The organism is uncultured Fretibacterium sp. (assembly GCF_938030725.1).
Classification (GTDB): domain Bacteria; phylum Synergistota; class Synergistia; order Synergistales; family Aminobacteriaceae; genus Fretibacterium.
Window position 1 is genome coordinate 1 of record NZ_CALHIQ010000007.1, and the last position, 8,992, is coordinate 8,992.

Here is an 8,992-nt window from a genome sequence, read left to right on the forward strand (position 1 = left end):
TGAGCTCCAGGATCTTCAGCACCATCGCCGTGGCCTTCTCCATCACCTGGACGGGGATGAACTCGAAGCGGCCATGGTAGTTGTGACCGCCGGTGAAGAGGTTCGGCGTCAAAAGCCCGCGCCAGGAGAGCGCCGCGCCGTCCGTGCCGCCACGCATGGGGATGATGAAGCTCTTGACGTCCAGCTCCTTCATCGCGTCGAGGGCCAGGTCCACGACCTCCATGCGCTTCGCGAGCTTGTCCGCCATGTTGCGGTACTGGTCGTGCAGGTCGAGCCGAACCCTCTCCGCGCCGTACTTGTCCCGCAGCCAGTTCACGGCCCTCTCCACGAACCGCTTGCGCTCCTCGAACTTCTTCGCGTCGTGGTCCCGAATGATGAAGCGCAGGACGGCCTTTTCCGTCGTGCCCTCGAAGCTCGTGCAGTGGAAGAAGCCCTCGTAGCCCGACGTCGTCGCCGGCGTTTCGCTGGCGGGGAAGAGGGAGAGAAACTCGTGCCCCATCATGATGGCGTTCAGCATCAGCCCCTTCGCCGTGCCGGGGTGCACCGCCCGCCCCTCGATCGTCACCACGGCCCCCGCCGCGTTGAAGTTCTCGTAGCACAGCTCGCCGATGGGGCCGCCGTCCAGGGTGTAGGCGAAGTCCGCGCCGAACTTCTCGATGTCCAGCCCCTTCGCCAGCTCCCCCACCTCCTCGTCCGGCGTGAAGGCCACCTTCACGTCCCCGTGCTCGAACTCCGGATGCTCCAGGAGCCAATCGACGGCCCCCATGACCTCCGCCATGCCGGCCTTGTTGTCCGCCCCGAGGAGCGTCGTCCCATCCGTCACCACCAGATCCTGCCCCACGTAGTCCTTCATGAAGGGGAAGTCCCGCGGCGACAGGACCACCTTCAGGGCCTCGTTCAGCACGACGTCGCCGCCGTCGTAGCCCTTTACGACGCGGGCCTTGACGTCCTTTCCGGACGCCTCCGTCGCCGTGTCCATGTGGGCGATGAACCCGATGGCCGGCACTTTCCCCTTCGCGTTGCCCGGCAGCGTGGCGGTCACGTAGGCGTTCGGCGTCAGGGTCACGTCCTTCAGCCCACGGTCCCGCAGCTCCCGCTCCATCTCCTTCGCCAGGACCATCTGCCCCGGCGTGCTGGGCACGACCCCGGCGTCCTCCTTCGACTGCGTGTCGTAGGTCACGTACTTCAAAAAGTGTTCAAGCGTGGAATACAAGAGAGAAACCTCCTCGATACAGGCTGCGGGCCGCGTCGCTGCGGCCCGCTTTCGGTTTTAATGGCTTTCGGCCAGTTTTCCGGCGAAATGGCAGGCCACGAAGTGCCCCGGCGCGTACTCCGTCAGGGGCGGGGTCCCCTTGGCGCACACGTCCTGGCGGTAGCGGCAGCGCCCCATAAAGCGGCAGGAGTCCGGCGGTTCGATGGGGCTGGGCACGTCCCCCTCCAGGATGATGCGCTCGCGGTTCACGTCCAGCTTCGCCAGGGGGATCGCGGAGAGCAGCGCCTGCGTGTAGGGGTGCATGGGGTTCTTGAAGAGCTCGCGGTACTCCGAGAGCTCCGCAATCTGCCCCAGGTACATCACGGCGATGCGGTCCGACACGTGCTTCACCACGCTCAGGTTGTGCGAGATGAAGACGTAGGTGTAGTTGAACTCCTTCTGCAGCTCGTTCAGCAGGTTCAGCACCTGAGCCTGAATGCAGACGTCGAGGGCCGACACCGGCTCGTCCAACACGATGAACTCCGGGTTCAGAGCCAGGGAGCGGGCGATGCCGATTCTCTGCCGACGGCCGCCGTCCAGCTCGTGAGGGTAGCTGTTCTCCAGCCTCTCCGCCAGCCCCACCGTGCTCATCAGCTCGCGGATGCGCTTGCGCATGGCGGCCTTGTCGCTGTAGACGCGGTTCACCATCAGCGGCTCCGCGATGAGCTCCCAGACGGAGAGGCGCGGGTTCAGGCAGGAGTAGGGGTCCTGAAAGACGATCTGCACGCGCTTGCGCAGGTCCTTCATCGTGGCCGCGTCCACCTTCGTCACGTCGATGCAGCTCCCGTCCTCCGGGTTCTGAAGCATGACGCTGCCGGAAGTGCTGTCCAAAAGGCGGATGAGGCAGCGGCCCAGCGTGGACTTTCCGCAGCCGGACTCCCCCACCAGCCCCAGGGTCTCGCCGCGCTGGATCTCGAAGCTCACGTCGTCCACCGCGTGCAGCATCCCCCGCTTGGTGCTGAAGTACTTCTTCAGGTGTTCCACCTTGATGTAAGGCTTGTTGTTGTCCGTCATCGCTCTCACCTCCCTGCCGCCTGGCAGCCCATCATGCGGGCCCGCACGGGACAGGCCACGAAGTGTCCCGGCTCCAGCTCCTGCATCTCCGGCCGGACCGTGGAACAGCTCTCCTCCGCCATGGAGCAGCGGGGGTGGAACGTGCAGCCCGCGGGCAGGGCCATGGGGTCCGGCATCAGGCCGGGGATGACGGGCAGCTCGTCGATGTCCTCGTCGATGTCCGGCACGGAGTTGAAGAGCCCGATGGTGTAAGGGTGCAGCGGGGTCGCGTAGAGCGCGCGCTTGTCCGCGTACTCCACCACGCGGCCCGCGTACATGATGGCCACCTTGTCGCAGATGTCCGCCACGATGCCTAGGTCGTGGGTGATCAGGATCATGGAGGCGGCGAACTTCTGCTTCAGCTGCTTCATCAGCTCCAGCACCTGGGCCTGAATCGTCACGTCGAGCGCCGTCGTGGGCTCGTCCGCGATCAGGAGCGTCGGGTCGCAGGCCAGCGCGATGGCGATGACCACGCGCTGCTTCATGCCCCCCGAAAACTGGTGCGGGTAGTCGTGCATGCGCTCCCGGCGGATCCCCACCAGCTCCAGCATGTCGCCGGCCTGGGACAGGGCCTCGGCCTCGCTCACCCGGCGGTGCAGCCGGATCATCTCCGCGATCTGCTTGTCCACCGTCATCACGGGGTTGAGGCTCGTCATGGGGTCCTGGAAGATCATGGCGATCTTCGCGCCGCGGATGTGGCGCATCTCGGCCTCGCTCTTGCTCAGCAGGTTCTCACCCTCGAACAGGATCTCGCCGCTCTTGATCCTTCCGGGCGGGTTCGGGATCAGGCGCATGATGCCCAGCGCCGTGGTGGTCTTGCCCGCGCCCGTCTCACCCACGAAGCCCAGGGACTCGCCGCGCCCCAGCTGCAGGTTCAGGCCCTCCACCGCGTGGACCACGCCGCTGTCCGTCTCGTAGTGGATGGTGAGGTCGCGGACGTCCAGCATGAGGTCCCCGTTCTTGTCGTTCGTCGTTGTCATAGTTGCACCTCCGCCCCGTCAGCGCTTCAGCTTCGGGTCAAGCGCATCGCGCAGGCCGTCGCCAAGGAAGTTCAGCGCAAGGATTGTGAACATGATCGCCAGGCCGGGGTAGAGCGTCATGTGGGGGAAGTCGCGGATGTACTGGCGCCCGCCGGACAGCATCGCGCCCCACTCCGGGTTTGGCGGCTGGATGCCCAGCCCGATGAAGGAGAGGCCAGCGGCGTTCAGGATGGCCGACGCCACGCCCAGGGTGGACTGCACGATGATGGGGGCCATGCTGTTGGGGATGATGTGCTTCAGGATGATGCGCAGGTCCGGGCTGCCCACGGCCCGCGCGGCTTCGATGAACTCCATGTTGCGGATGGAGAGCACGGAGCCGCGCACGATGCGCGCGTAGGTGGGGACCGCCGAGATGCCCACGGCGATCATCAGGTTCATCAGGTTCGGCCCCAGCGCCGCCACGATGGCGATGGCCAGGAGAGTCTGGGGGATGGAGAGCAGCACGTCCATGACGCGCATGATGGCGTTGTCAAGCCTGCCGCCGTAGTAGCCGGAGACGGCGCCCAAAAAGCCCCCCACGACCAGCGCGATGCCCACGGCCACGAATCCGACCTGAAGGGACACGCGGGCGCCGTAGATCAGGCGGCTCAGGATGTCCCGGCCGAACTCGTCCGTGCCCAGCCAGTGCGCGGAGCTCGGCGTTTCGAACATGTGCGCCAGGTCCTGCGTCGTGGGATCGTAGGGGGAGATGACCTCGGCGAAGATCGCGCAGAAGACCAGAAGCAGGATGATGGCCAGCCCGAACATGGCCAGGGGGCTCTTGCTCAGGCGAAAGAGGACCTCCGCCAAGGGGCCGCGATGGACGCGCTTCGTCAGCTCTGGGACGATGTTGCCGTTCGTTTCGCTTTTATCGCTCATCTCAAGCCCTCCTTACACGAGATCCGCCTTGATGCGCGGGTCGATGTAGGCATACAGAAGGTCCACCAGCAGGTTCACGATGCTGAAGGCGATGGCCACGAACAGCACGCCGCCCTGCACCATGGGATAGTCGCGCGCCATGATGGCGCGGATCATCAGCTGCCCCACGCCCGGCACGGCAAAGACGGTCTCCGTCAGGATGGCGCCGGACAGCAGGCTTCCGAACTGAAGCCCGCAGAGCGTCACGACGGGGATCAGCGCGTTGCGCAGCGCGTGTACCCAAATGACCACGGACTCCTTCTGCCCCTTCGCCCGCGCCGTCCGGATGTAGTCCGCCCGGACGACCTCCAGCATGGAGGAGCGCGTCATGCGCGTGACCATGGAGATGGACTGGGCGGCCAGTGCCACGGAGGGCAGGATCATGGCCTTGAAGGTGGAGAAGCCCGACGAGGGCAGCCAGCGCAGGTGGACGGAGAACAGCAGGATGAGCAGGAGCCCAAGCCAGAACACCGGCATGGAGAGCCCCACCATGGCGAAGATCATCGTGATGGTGTCAAACCACGAGTACTGTTTGATCGCCGAGATGATGCCGCAGGGGATGCCGATGAGGATGGCGATGATCATGGCGAAGGCGGAGAGCTTCAGTGTGTAGGGGAAGGCCGTCAGGAGCTCCTTCATGACGGGGCGCCTTGTGCTGTAGGAGCGGCCGATGTCCCCATTGATCGCCTTCCAGACGTAATTTCCGAACTGCACCAGGTAGGGGTCGTTCAGCCCCTCCTTGTCCCTGAATTCCTTGATGGCCTCGTCCGTCGCCATGTCGCCAAGGACCATGCGCGCGGGGTCGCCCGGCGTCAGGTAGAGCAGGGTGAAGACGCAGAACGCGACCCCCAGGAGGACAGGGATAAGGAACAGGACACGGCGAACGATGTATCGCAGCATCGAAGGATCATCCTTCCTTTCCTAGAGTTTTAGGGGGATAGTGTGTCGAGGGAAAAACGTGAAATTTTTGCCCCGGCCGGGCCGGGGCGTCAAAGAACGGACGGCAGAGAAGTTCCCCTCCCCGCCGTCCGTTGACCTCAGGAGCTCACCCAGGGGGCCTGTTTCAAGGGCCGCCGGCCGCGAACGAACGCGGCCACGGGCACTCCTTCAGGCGCTTCTTCCCTCTAATCCTCGAAGTAGGCCGGAGCGAACCTGTGGACCTCGAAGGGGTTGATCTTGAAGCCCTTCACGGCCTTGCGGACGCCCACGACCGCCTCGTCGTTGTGCAGGTAGACCATCGGGCACTGCTCGTTGATGAAGAGCTGCATGTCCTTGTAGACCTGCTTGCGCTCGTCGCCATCCTGGAGGCTGCGCCCCTTGGCAAGGAGTTCGTCCAGCTCCTTGTTGCTGAAGCCCGTGTAGTTCGTGCCGGCGCCGGTGGCCAGAAGGCCCGCCACGGCGTAGTTGGGATCGGGAACGGAGAGGCCCCAGCCAAGCAGGAACACGTCGTGCGCCCTCTGCTGAAGGATGCCGAGGTAGGAACCCCACTCCATCTGCTTGATGTCGGTCTTGATGCCAAGCTCGGCAAGCTGAGACTGAATGATCTGCGCCATGTCCACGCGCTCCTTGCGCTCGTTGGTGAGGATCGTGAAGGAGAGCGTTGCGGGGTCGATGCCCGCCTCCTTGAAGAGGGCCTTCGCCTTCTCGACGTCCCGCTCATGCACCGGGAGCTCGTCGTTGATCGAGTACTTCGTGGAGGACGGGATCAGGCTGCGGGGGGTCTTGCCGACGCCGCGGAACACGGCCTTCTGGATGCCCACCGTGTCAAGAGCGGCGAAGACGGCCTGGCGGAAGCGGACGTCGCTGAAGGGGGCCTTCATGGTGTTGAAGCCCATGTAGGTGGTGGAGGAAAGGGGCATGCGCTGCAGGGTCAGCTCGTCATTCCCCTCGACGCGGGAGAGCTCGACCGTGCTGATGGGATAGGAGATGTCCACGGCGCCCGTCTCAAGCTCGATGGTCCGGTTCGTCGGCTCGGGGATAGCGCGCACGGTCAGCGTCTTGACCTTCGCCTTCTCCCCCCAGTAGTCGTCGAAGCGCTCGAAGGTGTAGTGGTCGCCCTTGGCCCACTCCTTGAACTTGAAGGCGCCGGTGCCCACGGGCTCTATGCCGTAGTCGTCGCCTGCGGCCTCAACGACCTTCTTGTTGACGATGCTGCCCCAGCTGTGGGACAGGGAGGCGAAAAAGGGCGTGTTGGCGGTCTTGAGGTGCAGGATCACCGTGTAGTCGTCCACGATCTCGACGTTATCGAGGTCCTGGGAGTACTCGTGGATCTGAGCCCCACGGGGCGTGTTGGCGCGCTCGAGGGAGAACTTGACGTCCTCGGCCTTCATCTCGTCGCCGTTGTGGAACTTGACGCCCTTGCGCAGGGTCATCTTGTAGTCCTTGTCCGTCAGGAACTCCCACTTCTCGGCCAGGCAGGGCTGCGGCATGCCGTCGTCGTTCAGGATGACCAGCGTGTCGTAGATCTGGGCGCAGGCGCGCGAGGTCGGGTAGTCGTTGTGGTTGATGGGGTCCATCGTCGTGGCGTCGTACTGGTCGGCGACGACCAGCTCATCCTTCGCCGCCAGGGCCGCGCCGCAGAGCGACAGGGCCAGCGCAAAAGCCAGAACTGCAGAAACGAACTTCTTCAAAACTATCCTCTCCTTACGGAAGATATCCCCCTCCTGACAGGGGGGAACTCCCAAGGGGCGGACACCCCCCGGTTGTTTTATTATTTTACCATCCGCGCCGCCGCACCGGCCTGTCGCACACAGAAGCAGCGTCTCCTGCGTGGCGGGCCGAAAAAAACGCGACTCGCGAAAGCCGTACCTTCCATGATTTTATTTGTGGCGAGGGCAGCACCCTTTATACACTTTAATTCTGCCCTTGTATTTTATCACGCCGGAGCCGTCAGGAAAGGACAGGGCAGTCGTTGCGCCGAATATATTATTTCAAACCTCAGCCCGCAGCGCACCGCCGGATGGACCCAGGGTGCGAGGAACGCCTCAACGGCGTTCGCGCCCTGAAAGAGGTTGGCTTTCCCGCCGCCATGTCGTAAAATAAGAGATCAGGACTAAAGCGCCGCAGACGGCCCTCGAAAAGGCCGCTCCGTCGAGCGCGGACCCGGTTAAACTTTGTGACGTCGTTTGATCGGCTTTTGTGTGCTTTTTTTGGAGGGGATCTTTTTGCTGAAATGCGGAATCGTCGGCCTGCCTCTCTCGGGCAAATCGACGGTGTTCAACGTCATCACGCGCGCCGGAGCGGAGGTCAAACCCTACGCGGGCGGCAGGACCGAGCCGAACCGGGCCCTGGTCAGCGTGCCGGACGCGCGCTTCGACAAGCTGGCTGAGGTGTTCAAACCTAAAAAGGAGACGCCCGCAGCCATCGAGTTCGTGGACTTGGCGGGCCTGTCCCGCGACGCCAGCAAGGGCGCCGGGCTAGGCAACTCCTTTCTCTCCTTCGTCGCGGAGTCCGAGGCGCTGCTACACGTCGTGCGGGCCTTCGGCAACCCCTCCGTCCCCCACCCGGAGGAAACCATCGACCCCCTGCGCGACTGGAAGATCGTGGAAACGGAGCTCATCTACCGCGACCTGGGCGTCATCGGCAACCGCCTCGCGCGCCTTGACGAGAAGGCGGCAAAGCGCAAGACCTCGCCCGCCGAGAACGCGGAGGGGGAGCTTCTGCACGCCCTCCAGGACCACCTGATGGAGGAGCGCCCCCTGCGGGAGTTCCCCCTGACGGAGGAGCAGCGGCGCACCCTGTCGGGCTTCGCCTTCCTGACGCTGAAGCCTGAGCTCGTGGTCCTGAACCTTGACGAAGGGCAGACGGGCGACGTCCCCGAGGCCGCTCCCCTGCTGTCCGCGCTGGCGGAGAAGGGCCTGACGGCGATCCGCGTGTACGGCTCCATCGAGATGGAGCTCGCGCAGCTCACCCCGGCGGAGCAGGAGGAGTTCATGAAGGACCTCTCCGTCGAGGAGCCGGGGCGTGAACGTCTGATTCACGAGGCCTATCGCCTCCTGGGGCTCATCTCATTCTTCACCAGCGGCGAGGACGAGGTGCGGGCATGGACCCTTCGTAGCGGCGACACCGCCTTGGACGCGGCGGGAGCCATCCACTCCGACCTGGCGCGCGGCTTCATCCGGGCTCAGGTCGTTTCCTTCGACGACTTTGCGGCCAACGGCTACAGCCTGGCGTCCTGCCGAGATAAGGGCGTCCTCCGCCTCGAGGGGAAGGAGTACCCCGTCCGGGACGGCGACATGATCGAGATTCGATTCAACGTCTAGTGACGGCCCGCCCCTTGCAAAAGGCGGGACATAATGTGAGAATACGCAGGAGAACCCAGTTTGAGGAGATGGAGTCCCCATGGAGTTTTTGAACGGCATCGTTGAGAAGCTGGCGCCCATCCACGAGAAGATCCTGGACCTGACAAACCCTTTGACCTTGACGATCGAGGAGTACGTTCCACAGCTTGCCTCCTTTCACAATTATCTTATCTACGTCCTGATCCTGGCTATGATCCCGCTCTTTGGCCTGCTGAAGAAGGCCGTGAGGCGGCTCACGCGAGTCAGGCTCCCGCGCCGGAGCGGTCCCGCGATGCGGATGAGCCCGTCGCCTGCGCCATCGACCCCGCCCTCGTCGGCGCCCAAGAGCGTCGTCCATGGGCACGCACTGGACTACGGTGCCCATGGCTTCGCCTCCCAGCCGATGGGTTCTGCGGCGGCCTTCGGCACGGCCCAGCAGCCCCCCGTTGTCGGACAGGGGTACGGCGCCC

General features: G+C 64.3%; 8 protein-coding genes. 2 read left to right on the top strand and 6 right to left on the bottom strand.

What is annotated here, in order from left to right; translation table 11 throughout:
- The 6 genes from pepT to Q0629_RS00335 form a co-directional block, all read right to left on the bottom strand.
- Positions 1-1,213, bottom strand: a 1,213-nt coding sequence (gene pepT / locus Q0629_RS00310) for a peptidase T (RefSeq protein ID WP_298777509.1), incomplete at its 3' end; no start/stop codon positions are given.
- Positions 1,214-1,270: 57 nt separating this feature from the next.
- The gene (locus Q0629_RS00315) at positions 1,271-2,266 is read right to left on the bottom strand and encodes an oligopeptide/dipeptide ABC transporter ATP-binding protein (RefSeq protein ID WP_298777511.1); all 996 of its coding nucleotides are present in this window, start codon (positions 2,264-2,266) and stop codon (positions 1,271-1,273) included.
- A 5-nt stretch (positions 2,267-2,271) separates the two neighbouring features.
- A complete protein-coding gene (locus Q0629_RS00320) occupies positions 2,272-3,285 on the bottom strand; it encodes an ABC transporter ATP-binding protein (protein WP_298777513.1) in 1,014 nt (337 codons plus the stop codon).
- An 18-nt stretch (positions 3,286-3,303) separates the two neighbouring features.
- Positions 3,304-4,203, bottom strand: coding sequence for a nickel transporter permease (nikC, locus tag Q0629_RS00325; protein WP_298777515.1), 900 nt, complete (start codon positions 4,201-4,203; stop codon positions 3,304-3,306).
- 12 nt (positions 4,204-4,215) lie between these two features.
- The gene (nikB, locus tag Q0629_RS00330) at positions 4,216-5,142 is read right to left on the bottom strand and encodes a nickel ABC transporter permease (protein ID WP_298777517.1); all 927 of its coding nucleotides are present in this window, start codon (positions 5,140-5,142) and stop codon (positions 4,216-4,218) included.
- 224 nt (positions 5,143-5,366) lie between these two features.
- Positions 5,367-6,872 carry an ABC transporter substrate-binding protein gene (locus tag Q0629_RS00335; protein WP_298777519.1) on the bottom strand — a complete coding sequence of 502 codons (1,506 nt, stop codon included), beginning with the start codon at positions 6,870-6,872 and terminating at the stop codon, positions 5,367-5,369.
- A gap of 534 nt (positions 6,873-7,406) precedes the next feature.
- Here Q0629_RS00335 and ychF point away from each other — a divergent pair.
- Positions 7,407-8,504, top strand: coding sequence for a redox-regulated ATPase YchF (ychF, locus tag Q0629_RS00340; RefSeq protein ID WP_298777521.1), 1,098 nt, complete (start codon positions 7,407-7,409; stop codon positions 8,502-8,504).
- A 79-nt stretch (positions 8,505-8,583) separates the two neighbouring features.
- The coding region (locus Q0629_RS00345) for a hypothetical protein (RefSeq protein WP_298777522.1) at positions 8,584-8,992 on the top strand (409 nt) is incomplete at its 3' end.